Genomic DNA, 15737 nt, shown 5'->3' with positions numbered 1-15737 from the left:
TCGGACAAAAGTTTGACCTCACTCAGCCTAACCTATAAGGTATTTAACTGTTACTCATGATCTATCGCCTGCAAGGATCAGCGTGAAGCGGCGAAGTCAAAACTCCCGTAGCCTGCAAGGGAGAGCATTACAATGCGGTACATCTGCGCACTTTTGGAAGCAGATATCCCCGGACACCTAACCCTCCGTTTGAGGATGAAAGTTTCCCGGTATTACTCATCACCGGCTACTCACACAACAGAGCAAAACAGGCTCTGTCTTACGTCAAACGATACAATTTTTATCTGTACAACATTCATTCACATTTTCAATTCATCACGATAAACGTCCCGAAAACTGCGCGGCGTCACTTGTGTTGAAGCGCAGCGATTACCAAGTGACGCCGCCGAGCGGCCAACGTCCAGAGCACGTCTGATCTGCCTTTACGACCGATTTGAACCCCGAATTACTCAGTGAAACCACTCAAAATAGGCCATTGACTGACATTCTGTTTGATTAACGAACAACCGTTAGGTCAGGTTTTCAACCCACTGCCTTGCAACAGGCTGATGCAGTAAAAAGGAGATACGACACGTCAAGATAATGAGGCGTTCATCCTGATGAGATCAGGCACTGAACGGGGAGCATGCCATCGCCGTGCTGAGCACGCCGCGAGCTCCTGCAATAACTCAACACAATCCCGCTCTGCTACACATTGTCTGACGCACCACGGAACGGTGAACCTGAACCGACACGCAGGGAATTGTTTTAAAAACGACTAAAAATGAATAAAACAAACGCAAAGTAGCAGGAGAGGCGAGAATGGCGCAGGGATCGACACGTTCAAAGGTTGAGCAGTTCAGAAAAGCCTTTATTACTCATGCCCGACAGGCGGGCGGAAGTTTTGTCACCGTAGCAGATCGAGAGCGTATGGCCCGGCAGTTCCTTGATTATTTGAAAACCAATGGCATCAAACTCCGGCAAATGGACAGTCTGAAGGTGAAATATATTGAGCGTTACATTGCTGAACGCAAAGCCAACAATCTCAGTTATCGGACACTGCAAAATGAAATGTCGGTGCTGCGAGCCATTTTAGCGCACGCTGGCAAGCATAAGCTGGCTGATCCCGATAATGCCCGCCTGAGTAACCGGGCATTGGGTATCGCTGATACCAGCCGCAAGGGAACGAAAATAGCGCTGGCACCGGTGCGTTCCGGGATATTTTTCAGCAGGTGGAACAAAAAGACCGGCGCGTGGCAGCGGTAATGCAACTGGCGTATGTGCTGGGACTGCGTACCAAAGAAGCGGTGGAAGCCTACAAATCGTTAGCGACCTAGAAGAAAGCACTGGAAAACGGGCATACGTCTGTGCGGGTGGTGTTCGGTACTAAAGGGGGACGACCCCGGCAGACGGTCATACTGGATCGGGAAGCCCTGCAACACGCGATTGCTTATGCTGAACGCGAGCAGACCGGGCGTGGCGGTAAACTGATTGATAAGCCGACGATCACGCAGGCCATCGATCGTTACCGCTATATTGTCAGACGTGCAGGACTGAGCGGTAATAAAGCGCCACACAGTATGCGTTATCATTTTGCTCAGCAATCCGGGGAGCATTATATAACGCAAGGATTCAGCGAGCGGGAAGCACTGGCGCTGGTGTCGATGGATTTAGGGCATGGCGATGGGCGCGGACGTTATATTAAGCAGGTGTATTACCAGAATATTGAGGACGAATAAGTTGTATTGGAGCACACACGCTCTGTTGCTCTGGTCATTGGAATATGAGCAAAGCAATCTTGAATCTTAGGCGATTATTCCTATGTTATCGCTAACTCATTTCTGGACAAAAGCAAGCTAGTTGTACCAATGTGATGACCAATTAAGACTCGATCTGGCACTGTTGCAATGTTTTGCTGGAGATGCTCCCCTCCTACCACATTTTGTTATTTCTTTTACTGCAAAATGTTGTGGAAATGGAGTTTCAATTTTGATAGAAGTCAAATTGTTCAACAGGATCAAACCCCTGTTCCTTACATCCTATATTTATCCTGGCCGGATGTGTGGTATATCCCTGACGATATTATTACCCGCTGCCCTGTTGTTGGGTATAGCGGTGATAATCACCATATTTAATGTTTAAAAAACACCTTTAAATTGCCGGACGATTGCATGCAAAACATTTTTTGTTTTGTATGCAATCGTCAGAAGACAAGCCGCATGGTGGCACGTCAGTATGCGTTCACTGAGATTATGTATTATCCGAAAATACTTTCTTCATCATTCATACGGATTTCACTGTTTTGTATCCGTATTTCATTTTCCGCTGTTTTCAGAGTATGAACAACCTGTTCTGCAACAGCTTGGATAACTTTTACGCATACCGAGTTACCGAACTGCTTATAAATTTGCCCCTGGGAAACCGCATCAACAATAAAATTTTCAGGAAATCCCTGCAATCTTGCACATTCACGTGGTGTCAGTTTTCTCGGATTTTTACCAATAGCGCTCTGATCAATCAGAATTTCGGAGCCATCTTTATAATAACGGGCACTGATTGTATTTGTGTATTCACTTTCAGCATTAAACAAAGAGTAACCAAAACCATTCCCTTTGGTTTTGTGTTCTTCTTTGCGCTTTTTATGGCCAGCCCAGAGTTTGTCAGAAATAGTATAAGTATCTCTGCCGTTTTTCTGTGCATCCTGATGAAGTTCCTGATGTGACTGAAGAATATGCCCTACTCTGGTCGGAGTACATGGGGCTGAAGGCCATCTGAACAATTTGCCAAAATCAGTATCACTAAAATAATCTTTATTGAATCCGACAATAAAAATACGTTCTCTATTTTGCGGAACACCAAAATCAGCGGCACGAAGTACTTTGAAGTCTACCCAGTAATTCAGTTTTTCTGACAAAGCCCGACGAGCCTCATCACTCATTGGTATATATTCAGGAATATCCTGATCGTATGCCCCTTGCAGAATATCGATAATATTTTTCAGTGTACGACCTTTATCATGTCCCTGGAGTTGCTTAACATTTTCCAGTAAAAAGGCTTTGGGTCTTTTTTCTGCCAGAATTCGCTGGATTTCAAAAAACATAGTTCCTCGTGTATCGTTGAAACCTTGTTTCAGCCCGGCCTGAGAAAATGCCTGACACGGGAATCCTCCGAGAAGAATATCGTGATCTTTGATATCAGCGGCTTTGATCTGAGTAATGTCTCCGCTCGGCATCTCACCATAATTTGCAAGATATGTTTTCTGTGCAAATTTATCCCATTCAGAAGTAAATACGCAGTGTCCTCCGAGAGCCTGGAAAGGAAGACGTATACCTCCTATTCCGGCAAACAGGTCTATAAATGTGAACTGAGCAGTTTCAATGGGCTTCTGCCGAAATGGGGCATTATCACAATGATCTTTCATAGTATTTTCTAATTCCAGAATTGTTTTCCACTTGGCTGGTGTCGGTGAATGTTCACCGTTTTCCCACCCTCTGACCGTTCTTTCGCCGGTTGATGACATTCCCAGCAAATTGGCGAATTCTGTGCGGCCGAGACCGAGGTCTTCTCTTATTTTTCTGATATATTCTGATTTAATGTCTGATGATAGCAGCATGTTTTATTTTTATCCGGTTTTAATCCCGGGATAATATCACTGTATATATAAACACGCAATGGTGCAATGGAATCTTATGTATAAACAACCTATCGATTCGTTTGTTCATGAATGTCAACAACTGAACAGTGACATGACTGTCCGCTACAGTTCGGTTTCTCCGGGGTTTACTTTTTCTAATACAGGCAGAAGAGGAGGAGAGAGAAAATATTTCTTTATATCTCTGAATCAGATGATTACTGTGATTGAAGACATTCAGAGTAATCTTTCTGAATTTGAACCTGACAACCATTATATTGAACGTACGTGGAGGGATCGATTCCACAATTACATCAATGATGCAGTTGTCAATGCACTTTCAACAGTTCAGACATTGCCGCTGTTTAATCTGATTAATAAAATTATCTATACAGCTAACCAGTTAAAACAACCATTTGAAGATAAGGTAATGTATCTGAACCATGATTATCTGGAAAATACATTAAACTATCTTCGCTCACAAGTAGCTGATGAAAAATCTTATATAGCGTCTTTATCAATGACAGGAGAAAGTGATTTGAGTCTGCCAGATGACAATACCGACATGGTATCTGATGGAAATACAGGATTCAATAAAATCTACTATGGTGCTCCGGGAACGGGTAAAAGCTATAAAGTTGACACTGTCGTGAGGAATGGTATCTGCTTCAGAACAGTATTTCATCCTGATACACAATATACTGATTTTGTCGGGGCACTAAAACCCAGAACAACAAAAGATGAATCCGGAAACGTAAGAATTACTTACGAGTTTCGTCCCGGCCCGTTCACCAGAGCTTTTATTGAAGCCTGTAGATACAAAGATCAAAACAAAGCTGTATATCTGGTCATTGAAGAGTTAAACCGTGCTCCTGCTGCCGCTGTATTCGGAGAGCTTTTCCAGTTGTTGGACAGAAAAGCTGACGGGAGCAGTCAATATAAAATTGACATTGCCGATCCCGATATGCTGGCTTATATAAATGGAGAGTTGTCAGAACCAGTCAGTTCGTTGGTGTTACCTCCTAATTTATCAATTATTGCGACGATGAACAGTAGTGATCAGGCTGTGATGCCCATGGATACAGCATTTAAGCGCAGGTGGAACTTCGAGTATATTCCAATTGATTATGCCCGTTCTACGCCCGGTTCACTTCTGATACCTGTAACAACGGGAAACACAAATGATATTATCAGAGTGTCCTGGAGAGCATTTGCTGAGATAATAAACAATAAATTAAAAAAACTTCAGATCCCGGAAGACCGCTTACTCGGACACAGATTTTTATCTGATGACGAACTGTCAGATGATCATACAGCTAAAAATACTCTTTGCGGGAAACTATTTGTTTACCTGTGGGATGATGTTTTAAGGCATGGGTCGCGTGAGGATATATTTAATACAGAACAATGTAATACTTTTGGCGAACTGGTAGATTTATTCCGTAATGGCGGTTCTGTTTTTACAGAAGAACTTGACACAGTATTTTTAGATGCGGCAGAGAAAAATGTTGAAAAACAGGAAGAAACAGAATAAGATGAAGGATAATCCTGATTTTCATTTCAGTTTTTTTAATGATCGGTGTGCTGTCAGCAAACTGCCGGAAAGTCTGAATTATTCACTGAGATATAACGGACTGATACCAACGGGAACCACGAATATTCATTTTTGTGGTTTGGTTTTTTATGAAGGGAAAACGGCTATTTTCCTTCCCAGAAACAGCGAAGTAAAAGATAATGCAAGTAAAGAGGAAATAGCCCGTAGTCTTCTCCGGTCAATACATCGTTATAAACAAGCAGCCGATTCTGCCACTGAAACTGCAGATGAGGGAAATGGTATTATAGGAAGCGATAGTTTAAGCCTGTTCATATCGCTGATTAATGATTATGCTGTTAATGGTCTGTATTCCCGCCGTGTACGCCTTACGTTCCGTAATAATGGTAAGACTGACTGGAGTAAAACCATCAGCAGGATGCCTTCTTTTGTGGTCGGGGATGATATATTTTATCCTGAAATATATGGAACCAAAAAACAGGTTATTCACGATTGTGATATATCGCGGATACATGCGCAGATTATCCGTAGCTTATGTCTGAGTATAGGTTGGATTACTTTCCCGAATCCTGGCGCTATAATTCAGAAGCTGTCTCATATACCGCCTCCTTCTGTTTCAAAAGAGGTACAAATAAGTCTGCTGATACAGGAACTTCATACTGCCTACTCTGACCGCGATATATTTCTTCTTAAAAACCTTATTCAGTATCTGAAAAAAGAAAGCGGAGATATTAACAATAATATGGTTATAGGAATCCGCGAATGCCACGGATTATGGGAAAGGATGCTGGATACCTGCCTATTACATACAGAAAAGGTAAATCATCGACTTACTGCACCTGTGTATAAAGTATCAGGTGATTATATACTCGCTTCATCCAAGGGACACAGAACAGATACGGTACTCAGACACCCCGATGAAAATAAATACGTTATTATTGATGCAAAATATTATGAAGCCAGAAATGTAGCAACCGCCCCTAAATTGTCTGATATTGTTAAACAGTTTTATTATGCGAAAGCAATGCTTCTTATTGAAAAAGAAGCAAAAAGTGTTATAAACGTATTCGTATTTCCGGGAATCAAGGGAAATATAGAATCGGTACACATGGCAACCAAGGGATTGAAAGGAAAGTATAGAAAAGAAGACTGTCTGGATAGCGACTATCCTCCTATTCTCTGTATTTATCAGGACCCTATCGAGCTACTGAGTCATTATTCCCAGGGGATACCACTACGTGAATTGAGTCAAAAAATTATAAATTTATCATTAACAGACAGTCAGCCCTCCTGAGTCAATCTCTGACTCAGTCTTACCACTGAGTAGCCAGGTTTTGAAAAGGATAAGTAAAATGGTGTCACTCAGCTTACCTTTTCCTGTCAGAGCACATTCCCATATAGTAAGTATTCGTATTCCTTTGGACTTGAGCTCTTCAATTTTTATCCGATCCCGTATCTTGTTTGAATTTAACTTTTTTTGCCAGAATTCCTGCCTCGAATTCGGAAGTCGGAATTTTTCACATTCGTGCATATGCCAGAAACAACCATTAATGAATATTGCAACATTCCATTTGGCCATCCAGATATCGGGTTTACCCGGTAATTTTCCCGGGGATATCCTGAACCTGAAGCCATTCCGGTGCAAAAGTTTCCTCACTGCCAGTTCAGGCTTGGTATCCCTGTTTCTGATAGCTTTCATATTCCTGGAGCGGGTTTCTTTATCATGAACGTCCAATTATTACTCCGGTATGGTAATGGGTACACGAAATCACGCCATTAGTGATCGAATAATACGCAATGATTTTGGTGTAGAGGTAATAATCTCAATGGTTAAAAAGTAGTTATAGTGATAAGACAGGACAATGTAATACAAAACGATCCTTTATTTTGTGTTTCAGGGCCTGTTTCTCCAATTGGTACTAAGACTTTATTGCATTATATAATCGCCCAATCATTTACCTGATTCCCACCACCCCATGAAGAGTTTATTGCTGATTTGATTGGGCAAACATCGTATCTTCGGCATTCTGCAATCCATGACGAGGGAAATGTTTAAGCGTTCATTCATTTTCCTAATTCATCGGGTAAATTCCGTCACGGATATCCTGTTCTCATTTGGTAAAGGATCCCTTCAACCGTCAGATAATGTGCTTTTTTGTTGTTAATACATCCATTTTGTTGCATCAATACCGCTGGTTCATTACATAAGAGTTTTGATAACATTGTCCTTGGCGTCCTTGGCGTCCTTGGCGTCCTTGGCATGATGGGCTGGGTAATCTTTTTTTCGCGAAGACAATGATGCCAGATCATCATGTTGCTCAAACTTCCCTCACAAAACACCAACATACCTTGGATTATCCGCTGCGATTCACAATTTAATAGATTTACAAATACATCAGGTTTCGTAAACTTGACTACAATATTAGAATTGCTCTGGTGAGCAGGTAAAGGTTAACCATAACCCTGTTACGGGAAACGGAATGATTTATTCAATAAATAACGGACTGGTTGAACTTGATGGGCATCGTGTGAAGCCTGATATACTCTTTAAACTAGGAAAGTTCACAGCAGAGATGGATGGCTGCGAGCTCACACTTATCGTATCCAAACGTCCGGCAGAGCTGGAATTCGAGTTCCATCTGGAACCATCTCCTTTTTTTACATTATATTTCAGGGAAATAAAGCTTGATTCTAATCAGGTGAATTCCCTGGTGCAATCAGGCTATTTTATCGCCGATAAAAAAAGGATATATTTCGTCAGCGACAGGCTCAGGGAATACACGTTTTCTGCCTGCGGAGAACTACGCCTCTCCGGATTGTTGAAGCTGCTCCGTCAATTATATGGTGAAGGCCTGATTGATGCATTTCCATCGGCTCTCATTAATCAGCTGAGAGAAAAACAGAGCAAGAAAATCTGTCACGAAAAACTCTTTGTCCGTGAGCTCTACCCTTATCAAAAGGAGGGCGTTGCATGGTTAACTTTCTGTGCAGCAAATGGAGTCGGTACTATTCTTGCTGATGATATGGGGTTGGGTAAAACCGCGCAGGTTATTGCGCTGTGCTGTGATGTACTGGAACATAATCCGACAGGTAAGATTCTTGTTGTGGTACCTAATCCGTTATTGGCTAACTGGATCCGTGAGTTTGTTTTTTTTCGCTCCCGGTCTTAAACCGTTTCTCCATTATGGGTCCGACAGGAGCGGTTTGAGTTCAGTTCTGTCCGAACACAACATTATTATTACTCCTTACACCGTACTAACGTCAGATATCGCTATGCTGGAGGAGATTCCTTTCGATCTCGTTCTGTTCGATGAAGCAAGTATGCTGAAAAATCCCCGTTCAGGGCGATCACTCGCAGCAAGGCGACTGGATACCGGTGCTGCAATTGCCATGTCAGGGACACCGGTTGAAAACAGTCTGCTGGATGCATGGGCTCTCAGTGACTTGGTATTTCCGGATTTCCTTGGATCTGAACAGCAATTCAGATCCCGGTATGTCCATACTCAACTGTCCGAGACATTAAGCACTGATCTCCGGGAGCTGGAGTCAAGCTTGCGGCAGATAACACTGAGAAGAATGAAAAAAGATGTTCTGACCCAGCTTCCGGATAAATTGGATATCCACAGAGCTGTCTCTCCTAACCAGAAAGAATGGGATACCTATACTTCCATCATTGCCGAGATGCAACAGGACGCAGCAAATGGCGGAGGGGGAATTCTTCCGCTGATAATCAAACTGCAGCAGTTTACTGCGCATCCCGCCCTGCTTGATTCATCAATATCCCATGATATCAAATCACTGACACTCCATAGTGCCAAGTTCGAATTGCTGATGATGGAACTGGACGGAATAGCACAATCCGGAGAAAAGGTAATTATATTTGCCACATTCCAGAAAGCGATTGACCTGATCCGGTCCGCAGTCAAAGAGCAATTCGGGATCAGTTCCGGTGTCATTGACGGGCGTACTCCGAATGATGAGCGTCAGCCGCTTATAGACAGATTTTCTGCGTCATCCGGATTCGATGTACTTATCCTCCATCCCAGAACAGCCGGCATGGGACTGAATATTACCGCTGCCACCAATGTAATCCACTACAGCAGACAATGGAACCCTGCTCTTGAAGCACAGGCAACAGCGAGAGCCTGGAGAAACGGACAGAAATCGGTTGTCAGCGTGTATTATATGTATTACGCAGACACAATCGAAGAGATGATTGATGAGCGGATACGTCTGAAGCAGCAACTCAGCGATCAGGTGGTTACTGTGGCCGACTGTAAAGAAACAGACAAACAGCTGATGCTGGAATATTTGGAATTATTAAAAAAATGACTCAGAAAAATGAATTGCAGGAAGATGATTTCCGTCCTTCAGCGGCCAGACTGGTCGAAAGTTTGCGTGACACCGGATACAGCGAAAAAGCTGCTTTTGCCGACATTGTCGACAATGCCATTGCAGCGAATGCGACAAAGATCTCGATCGAGCTCAGCTATCTGATGGGGGACTTTCGAGTGGTTATTACCGACAACGGTGACGGAATGACAGAGGAGGAGCTGAAGAATGCCATGCGGTATGGCTCTGAAAAACGCTCCAATCCGAAGTCTCTGGGCAAGTTCGGGATGGGACTGAAAACTGCATCTACAGCATTTTGTCGGCGGCTTGTTGTATTATCCCAGAAAAATGGGACGCAGGCCGGCCGGAGCTGGGATCTGGATACTATCCGGGAAAAAGATCGATGGGAGCTTGAGACTCCGGATGAAAACGACTATTACGACGATTTTGAAGCACTGAAAGAGTTCTCCGGAACGTCCGGTACCATGATTATCTGGGAAAATATTGATCGACTGATCAAACCAGGCAGCGATAAACAGGCCCTTAATCAGATTAAGGAGCTCGGAAACGCACTTTCCTCAGAACTGAGTGCAGTATTCTTCAAATATCTGGCCTCCGGAATTATATCAATTTCAATGAAGGTTGCAGATACTCCGGAGATAAAACTCGAGGGATGGGATCCTTTATGCAGCAATCTGGTTACCAAGGATGGAGTCCGTTCCCAACTTCTCAAGGAAAAAAATATACATGTGGACTTCAACGGAAATAAATATTCTTTCTCAATCAAGGGGAGCCTGATACCGACTGAGAATGATCTGACCAAACAAGAGAAGAAATCCGTACGCTATGGTCTGGATAACCAGGGTTTTTATATCTATCGTGAAGGTCGGTTAATCTGGAACGATGGCTGGCCACACCGGATGTATAAAAAGGAAAGTAAAATTACTCGTCTGCGCGTGGAACTGGATTTTACCCATGAGCTTGACGATATCTTCAGTATTGATTTCCGCAAGAGCAGGGTCATCATACCTATCGAAATCCGTAATGAACTGAAAAGTCTGATCGCTCCATGGAGACAGGAACTACTCCGTACCCAGTCGAAAACTGCGATAGCTAAAACCGAGCGTGCCCACGGTCCTGCTGATAATGCAATAGATAAGCAAAAAACACATACCAAAAATTCTGATATCAGGGTTGACGGTGATACTGTAACCATCCGGAACGAGAACCAGATTAAACCGGCAGTAATTAAAGATATCCGAGTCTATGATGACAAAACTGTCAGGGTGCATGAGGAAAACTCTTTATTAGGTGACAATCTGTGGGAGCCATCCTGTGACAAAGAAGGCAATACCTGTGTAACTCTGGGAAAATCACATCCCTATTTCCTGAGAATGTACAATGTATGTAAAGACAATGTTGAAGCAATAAAAGCACTTGATATGCTCTTGTGGAGTCTTGCGAACGCTGAGCACGGTGAATATTCGGAAACCAACCAGCATACATTGAAAGGTCTCAGGTATAAAGTCAGTCAGACTCTGCGTTACCTCAGTTCTGAGTTGCCCGATCTGGACGAGGATTCTGAATGAACTATCAATACGATCTGGCGGATTTCAAACGCTATCTTCATGACAAAAATGCCAGTTATCGGGTGGATGGACTTATTTTCTGGCAGAACAGGATTCCTTTGCCTATTGATCTGTTCAACCGTATTTTCAATGAGTCCGATATGATTGTTACCGATTTTATTTATCAGGTAGCTGCCAGTGCTGCTGTCTTTAGCAACAAAGTCTCATTTGAGAATACCCTTGGTATTGCTGTGGCTGACCTCCCCAAAGGAGAACTGGCAAAACAGAATGCTGAATTGAATGACTGGATCACTGAAAATCTGCCATCAAACTGCAAAATTGTCCGTATGGCCTATGAGGCCGCGGAACTTCTCGGTCTGGAGGATTTTGAATTCTCGGCCAGTAGTGTTTCCACAGCGCTTATTCACCAAGGCAAAAAATATGCACGGCTGTTCATTCCATCAGAGATAAAAAAACTGATGACCGGGATTCCGGAGTGCGAATCTGTGGGGCAGGACAATACGGACATGTTTGGCAACATCATTGCTGACAGGTACAACATATACAGATCCGGATTCAGTGATGCACTTGCCATCATATTCAATGCGCTGCTTGAGTTCCGAATATTGTTTTCGGGAAAAGGTGGATACTTGCCAAAACTCAGAGTGATAGCACCTTCTTTCACTGATTTTGATATCCGTCTGGGTAAAACAGCCGATGGTTCATTGTGGGAACCGGGTTACGGGGATGATCATTTTATTATTCTCAACAAGGATCATCCTGTGATAAGGCATCTGACAGAGGAACAGTGTAACGCTCTGGCTGAATTCCTTTTCTTTATGGGCCAATATGAAAACGTACAGTTCTCTGACCAGAGTAAAAAATTCATTGAAAACCTACGGCAGACTATATCCAGAAGTCTGTGGCTCGAATATGACTAACCTGTATCTGGTCCGGATTTTTTTACGAGTGCAAGAGATAAATTATGCTTTCAGAACTGAAAATGGTAGGTAACTGGTTTAAAACCGAGCCTGAATCGGCATGGCAATTCGATGAAATTGCATTCGATGAAAAAGCAAAAAATGTATTTTCATCATTAAATCTGACTATGTTTGAGCACTCGGCAAGGATGGATATCAGAGCAAATGGAAATCACTGTTATTTGCCCTGTCATTATTTTCTGTATGCGCTGAAAATGCGACCTTTCATGAATTTACTCAACAGTTACATGAATATATTCGCTGAGGTATCCAGTACAATATCTGCTGCAGATTTTGACAATATGATTGTCAATGGCACTCCAACCAGGCAGGAGATTTCTTCACTGGATACATACAGTAGAGAGAATTTTTTAAAATTATTCAAAGATAAGCATGAAAGGCTTGAAGCAAAAAATATAATAAACAGTGATCAGAATAAGGGAAAAAAATACAGAACAATCGAAGATTTTGTAATATCAATCATACTGAAAACATTGCCTGTACCAGACAACAGCTCAATACTCCTTGGTAAGATTATCTATATGTTTTCCAACCAAAAAGAAGAGTATGAATATCTATCCGGAAGATACTCATCCTGTATTCCGTATTTATTCAGTGCACCGGATGGTGATGGGCTGTTGCTCAGAATTTTATCTTCTTTAGGTTGGGAAGGGAAGATAGATTCATTGCTGGGTAATGATACTAATGCTGAATTTATTGATTGGGGCGGTATTGGAAGAGCCTTGCTTCTCCGTCCACGGGCATTAAGTGGCAATGAACAATATGTAGAAACCCCGGTCCACTATTCCGTCCTCCTAGAAAAATATGTCTTTATCAAGAAGGGGCTCCTGGATACTGCTGAATCTCTCGACAAAATATCTGGTCTGGTGTCCGCTATATGGTCCGGCATGAGTATCCGGAAAAAAGACGGTTTATTTTTCTTTGAGTCCTCGGCCAGATCGGTTGCCACTGGTCCGGCAGTCACAGGAGGAACAAACAGAATATTTTACGGTGCTCCCGGTACCGGCAAAAGCCACAGAGTTCATGAATATATGAGTGCCGATGCAGAGAAGGTAGTCACCGTTTTTCATGCGGACACACAGCACAATGATTTTACCGGTGCACTGAAACCGAAAACGGACAGGAACGATACAGGCGCAGCCGTGATCACTTACCAGTTCAGACCAGGCCCGTTTACCAGTTCGCTCATACTGGCGAAATCCCGTCCGGACAGACCTGTCTGCCTGATCATCGAAGAGATTAACCGAGCTTCTGCAGCGGCTGTTTTCGGTGAGCTTTTCCAGCTACTGGACAGAAATGCAAACGGCGAGAGTACCTACAGAATAGATGCTACTGATCCGGATATGCTTGATTATATAAACAGTGAACTAATTTCACTGGGATGTCCTGTACTAGATAAGCTTGAAATTCCGTCAAATCTGTCTTTACTAGCAACAATGAACAGTAGTGATCAGGCTGTCATGCCACTTGATACTGCATTCAAACGCCGTTGGAGTTTCGAGTATCTGCCGATAGACTTTTCAAATCCGGATATCCCGCAGACAGATATTACACTCACGACTCAGACTGGGAAATATGTGGTCAGATGGCCTGATTTTGCAAAAGTTATCAATGAAACACTTGTCGAATGTGACATAGCTGAAGATCGTCTGATTGGACCTTTCTTCCTGAACGCAAATGAACTGGCAGGCGGGGAAAAGACAAAAGCCTCATTGAACGGAAAGCTTTTCATCTACCTCTGGGATGATCTCCTGAGACATTTCGGCCACCAGAAACTATTTTCATACAAATACAAGACTTTTGGTCACCTGTCTGCTGCTTTCAGCAACGATGAGGCTGTTTTTTGTTCATCCGTAGAAGCAAAGCTGGAAGCTGCCGGAACAAGAGTCGGTGATTAAGGGGCTTCGCAAGATGAAATCAGCCGATATTCCCTATCTACATAATATTAGCCTCATATACAGAGCTAGTGCCCTACCTGCGATGAATAGCTTTATTATGTATTCCCACGGTAAAGCCAATTAAAAGGTTTGGCTAACACTCAGTTGTAATACTGGATATTTTAAAATGAGTGTCCGCGATATCTTTTTGCTGCTGACGGAAAGCCGTCTGAGCAAATGCTGGGATAAGCGGATCAGTCCGCTTCTCGCTCATAGCCGACCGTCAAATTTAATCGTGCCCTAGCCGACTTAACTTAACACATTGTTATAATGAAAACTTACGTTATGTTTCGGTTATGCATCATAGAGCCAATTAGTTTATTCTTTCTTATTAACTCTTTTAATTAGTCATTAAATTTACTAGGTGATCTTATCCAGTTCAACTTTTTTAACAGGAGTAGTGTGTAACACATTTTGGGGCATAAACGTGTTAGACCACACGGCTTGAACGGGTCACGGCGTATTGACAGTTTCTCCCTGACGCCCCAAAAATTCCGTCGCACTCCTGACATTATTTTTTTCCCGGAAAATGAATTACCCATTGACCTGATGATTTCTGTTTATTAGCGTAGTCAGACTTATCCATGATCCGGTCGCTTGTGAGGATCACCTTCGGGCAGCGACAGCAACACTCCTGTAGCCTGCAAGGGAGTACACTACGGTGTGGTACATCTGCGCCCCTTTGGAAGCAGATATCGTCAGTCTGATGACGATGAAGGTCGCTTAATCTTATCCATGATGGCCAACCGGCCAGTCACCCAACGGGGAACACATTTCCCATTGGGTCAGGTGTTCTCCGTTGTTTTTATCAGGAGAATACCATGCAACAACATACCCCCCCGGCCACGGTGCACACTGTGCCCCCAGCTGAATTATCCCCTTTTGCTGAAATTTTTCCTCACACCGGTTCACTGGAACTGATGTTGCTGGAGCACACGTTCATTAAAGCGGCTGCCGGGCTGTGTGACGATGACCGGTGTGACCGATGGCAGTACCGGAAGGTGTCAGACCGTATCGCCTATATCGTGCCGGTACTGTTGGATACGTCGGTGGTCAACGTGAGTACGACGGATTTTAAGGGTGAAGTCTCCGCCGATGCCTTTGGGCTGATGGTGACCCTGAGCGTATTAAGTTACCTGACTGACCTGATGAAGCTGGACGGGTACGCTGAGCGATTTTACGCCCTGCGTGAATATGCGCGGCAACATCCTCAGGCTCAGTGTATCCGGGCGGCCCTGGGTTTAAAGGGAGCACGTGATGCCGGATAATGAACTGATGCTGCTGGACAGCCTGGCCCTGTCGGTCGTGTTTCCCGATAAAACGCCACTGGAACGGTTGTTTCTGGGATTCCTGCTGGCGAATACCGCCTCACAGTTGTGTGGTGAATATCGTCCTGAGCAGTGGCGCAGCCGGAACGTGTCTGATTCCCTGACGTATATGATCCCCACCGCGGCAAAAACCTATTCGGTTTATCTGCCGGAGACGACATTGACGGCCACGCTGTCTGCGGATGCGTTTGGTCTGGCCGTCACCGCGATTGTGTTTGCCCGTATCGCTGAGTTGGATGAACCGAATGCGGATGCGTTCCGGTTCTGCGAACTGCGGGAATACGCGCTGCACCACCCGGAAACTGGGCTGCTACGTGCGGTACTGGCGATGCAGCCCAAAGAGGACATCATCAGCTCGTCACTTATCCATAACAACCATCATCACCACTGACGTTATCAGTCGATGAGG

The 15737-nt window shown here is 43.7% G+C and carries 13 protein-coding genes and 1 pseudogene; 11 read left to right on the top strand and 3 right to left on the bottom strand.

The features are described from left to right. The first annotated feature begins 599 nt into the window (after positions 1 to 599). Both PSI14_RS14070 and PSI14_RS14065 read left to right on the top strand, forming a co-directional pair. Positions 600 to 761: a hypothetical protein gene (locus tag PSI14_RS14070; RefSeq protein WP_273576478.1), complete on the top strand. Its 162-nt coding sequence runs from the start codon at positions 600 to 602 to the stop codon at positions 759 to 761. Positions 762 to 801: 40 nt separating this feature from the next. After that, a pseudogene (locus PSI14_RS14065) lies at positions 802 to 1718 on the top strand (integrase domain-containing protein). A gap of 518 nt (positions 1719 to 2236) precedes the next feature. Here PSI14_RS14065 and PSI14_RS14060 read toward each other — a convergent pair. Continuing rightward, positions 2237 to 3592, bottom strand: coding sequence for a DNA cytosine methyltransferase (locus tag PSI14_RS14060; RefSeq protein WP_273576477.1), 1356 nt, complete (start codon positions 3590 to 3592; stop codon positions 2237 to 2239). A gap of 76 nt (positions 3593 to 3668) precedes the next feature. Between PSI14_RS14060 and PSI14_RS14055 the strand changes: the two genes are divergently transcribed. Together PSI14_RS14055 and PSI14_RS14050 are read left to right on the top strand one after the other, a co-directional pair. Continuing rightward, complete coding sequence (locus tag PSI14_RS14055; RefSeq protein ID WP_273576476.1) at positions 3669 to 5144, top strand: McrB family protein; 1476 nt, start codon at positions 3669 to 3671, stop codon at positions 5142 to 5144. A 1-nt stretch (position 5145) separates the two neighbouring features. Beyond that, positions 5146 to 6456, top strand: coding sequence for an LlaJI family restriction endonuclease (locus PSI14_RS14050; RefSeq protein ID WP_273576475.1), 1311 nt, complete (start codon positions 5146 to 5148; stop codon positions 6454 to 6456). On the opposite strand, the gene PSI14_RS14045 is transcribed toward PSI14_RS14050, so the two are convergent. After that, entirely contained in the window at positions 6433 to 6897 is a 465-nt protein-coding gene (locus PSI14_RS14045) for a very short patch repair endonuclease (protein WP_010846357.1), read from the bottom strand. The two genes, PSI14_RS14050 and PSI14_RS14045, sit on opposite strands and share 24 nt — an antisense overlap. Positions 6898 to 7642: 745 nt before the next feature. Between PSI14_RS14045 and PSI14_RS14040 the strand changes: the two genes are divergently transcribed. The 5 genes from PSI14_RS14040 to PSI14_RS14020 are packed head-to-tail and all read left to right on the top strand — an operon-like array spanning position 7643 to position 13961. Next, positions 7643 to 8332 carry an SNF2-related protein gene (locus PSI14_RS14040; protein ID WP_273576474.1) on the top strand — a complete coding sequence of 230 codons (690 nt, stop codon included), beginning with the start codon at positions 7643 to 7645 and terminating at the stop codon, positions 8330 to 8332. 34 nt (positions 8333 to 8366) lie between these two features. Next, the gene (locus PSI14_RS14035) at positions 8367 to 9494 is read left to right on the top strand and encodes a DEAD/DEAH box helicase (protein ID WP_273576473.1); all 1128 of its coding nucleotides are present in this window, start codon (positions 8367 to 8369) and stop codon (positions 9492 to 9494) included. Then, positions 9491 to 11083 carry an ATP-binding protein gene (locus PSI14_RS14030; RefSeq protein ID WP_273576472.1) on the top strand — a complete coding sequence of 531 codons (1593 nt, stop codon included), beginning with the start codon at positions 9491 to 9493 and terminating at the stop codon, positions 11081 to 11083. Before PSI14_RS14035 ends, PSI14_RS14030 begins: the two co-directional genes overlap by 4 nt. Then, positions 11080 to 12003 (top strand): hypothetical protein, encoded by a 924-nt coding sequence (locus tag PSI14_RS14025; protein WP_273576471.1) that lies wholly within the window; start codon positions 11080 to 11082, stop codon positions 12001 to 12003. The genes PSI14_RS14030 and PSI14_RS14025 overlap by 4 nt, the downstream gene beginning before the upstream one ends. 44 nt (positions 12004 to 12047) lie before the next feature. After that, on the top strand, positions 12048 to 13961 hold the full coding sequence (locus PSI14_RS14020; RefSeq protein WP_273576470.1) for an AAA family ATPase: 1914 nt from the start codon (positions 12048 to 12050) through the stop codon (positions 13959 to 13961). A 768-nt stretch (positions 13962 to 14729) separates the two neighbouring features. On the opposite strand, the gene PSI14_RS14015 is transcribed toward PSI14_RS14020, so the two are convergent. Next, positions 14730 to 14912, bottom strand: a complete 183-nt coding sequence (locus PSI14_RS14015; RefSeq protein WP_273576521.1) for a hypothetical protein — start codon at positions 14910 to 14912, stop codon at positions 14730 to 14732. Between PSI14_RS14015 and PSI14_RS20370 the strand changes: the two genes are divergently transcribed. Both PSI14_RS20370 and PSI14_RS14005 read left to right on the top strand, forming a co-directional pair. Next, entirely contained in the window at positions 14849 to 15268 is a 420-nt protein-coding gene (locus tag PSI14_RS20370) for an antirestriction protein (RefSeq protein WP_442316487.1), read from the top strand. The genes PSI14_RS14015 and PSI14_RS20370 overlap by 64 nt on opposite strands. Next, a complete protein-coding gene (locus PSI14_RS14005; RefSeq protein WP_273576469.1) occupies positions 15258 to 15719 on the top strand; it encodes an antirestriction protein in 462 nt (153 codons plus the stop codon). The genes PSI14_RS20370 and PSI14_RS14005 overlap by 11 nt, the downstream gene beginning before the upstream one ends. The last annotated feature ends 18 nt before the right edge of the window (positions 15720 to 15737 follow it).

Origin of the sequence: Xenorhabdus anantnagensis (genome assembly GCF_028598555.1) — a bacterium.
In the GTDB taxonomy this organism is placed as follows: domain Bacteria; phylum Pseudomonadota; class Gammaproteobacteria; order Enterobacterales; family Enterobacteriaceae; genus Xenorhabdus; species Xenorhabdus anantnagensis.
The sequence above is the reverse complement of the archived record's forward strand: the minus strand, read 5'-3'. Positions and strand labels throughout refer to the sequence as shown.